This window comes from Aequorivita soesokkakensis (assembly GCF_001641085.1).
GTDB classification, from domain to species: Bacteria; Bacteroidota; Bacteroidia; order Flavobacteriales; family Flavobacteriaceae; genus Aequorivita; species Aequorivita soesokkakensis.
Genome location: NZ_LXIE01000047.1, coordinates 1 through 862 on the forward strand (window position 1 = coordinate 1; position 862 = coordinate 862).

The 862-nt window shown below is 34.1% G+C and carries 1 protein-coding gene; it reads left to right on the forward strand.

The window, feature by feature from the left end; translation table 11 throughout:
* The first annotated feature begins 327 nt into the window (after positions 1 to 327).
* Positions 328 to 810 carry a ferritin-like domain-containing protein gene (locus A7A78_RS12710; RefSeq protein WP_068762846.1) on the forward strand — a complete coding sequence of 161 codons (483 nt, stop codon included), beginning with the start codon at positions 328 to 330 and terminating at the stop codon, positions 808 to 810.
* Positions 811 to 862: the final 52 nt, after the last annotated feature.

The window sequence follows — 862 nt, forward strand, 5'->3', positions numbered from 1 at the left end:
CCATAAGTGCGCCCGTTATTCCCGCTCCAATAATTAAAACATCTGCAGAAATAGATTTTGTAAGCGAAGGATAGCTTTGTGGAAGGGCATTTTTAATTAACCAATAAGGTTCGTTTGAACGGATATCCATAATCTTTCTTTTTCTTTGAAAGTTAGTCAAACAATAGGCTGACGCTATACCCTTTAATATTTATTTATAAATTTTCTTTTCTATAAACCTTAAAATCCTTTAACATCAAGCGTTAAACACTTCTCAATTGTGAAATTGCTAAGATTTTTTTCTTGGTTCACTAATTACCTTTAAACAAAAATTTAAAACAAAAAACTATGGAAACTACAAAAGAAAAAGCCGACAAAAACATCCACAAAGAAATCGTGAACAATCTTCAGGATTTATTGGAAAAAAATTATGATGCCGAAAAAGGATTCACAAAAGCGATGAAAGATGCAAAAAATCAAAACTTAAAGCGCTTTCTTCAACAACAGGCTGCACAGCGCAACCGTTTTGCCACTGAACTTGATCAACAAATAAGAAACTTAAACGAGCAACCAAAGGAAAGCGGAAGTTTTACTGGAGATTTGCATAGAACTTGGATTGACATTAAGAGTTCGGTAGCTGGGAATACTGATGAAGCAGTTTTGGAAGAGTGCATCCGCGGTGAAAAAGCTAGCTGGAAGGAATATGAAGAAAAATTGCAAAACAAAAATTTTCCTTCAAACATTTCTGGAGTTCTTCAAAATCAGGCGACAGAAATTCACAACACGCTTAATCGCGTAAAAACTTTAGAAGACCTTGCCGATGTTGAATAAATCAGCAATATGAAGAAGAAAAATGGCAAGAAAAAACCCTTGGATTTAAATC